Source organism: Kitasatospora sp. NPDC059803 (assembly GCF_042732255.1).
GTDB lineage: Bacteria > Actinomycetota > Actinomycetes > Streptomycetales > Streptomycetaceae > Kitasatospora.
This window is the reverse complement of record NZ_JBHWIJ010000209.1, coordinates 14,896-15,323: the sequence shown is the minus strand read 5'-3', so window position 1 is coordinate 15,323 and position 428 is coordinate 14,896. Positions and strand designations below refer to the sequence as shown.

General features: G+C 82.0%; 1 protein-coding gene. It reads right to left on the bottom strand.

Annotated features, from left to right (window positions below; all coding sequences use genetic code 11):
* On the bottom strand, positions 1–228 hold a 228-nt coding region (locus ACFV6I_RS27670; RefSeq protein ID WP_380428251.1), incomplete at its 3' end, for a hypothetical protein.
* Between the last annotated feature and the right edge of the window lie 200 nt (positions 229–428).

Sequence of the window (428 nt, the reverse complement as noted above, 5' to 3'; positions counted from 1 at the left end):
GTGCCGGCCCCCGCCCCCGCCGGGCAGCCGGCGACCGGGGCGGGCGAGCTCCGGGGCCGGCAGGCGCGGGTGCCGCAGGCCCGTCCGCAGGGCGGCCGGGCGGCCGCTGCCGACGGTGCCCGGGCGGCGCGCGAGGCCCGTCCGACTCGGGACGGCCACGCGGTCCGGACCGGGCGGGAGGGCGAGCGGCCGGACGGCCACGGCCCGCACGGCGGCGCGGAGGAGCACCAGGCCGAGGGCTGTGCCCCGGAGCCCCGCTCGGCTCCGCCGGTCCCCGCGGCGCGTGATCGCGCCGTAGGGTGAGTTGTGTGAATGACCGTTTGGTATGGATCGACTGTGAAATGACCGGCCTGGGGGGTGGGGGCGGCGCGAGCGCGCCGGGGTGGGGGGGCGCGGGGGGGGGGGTGGCCGCGCGGGCGCGAGAGAGA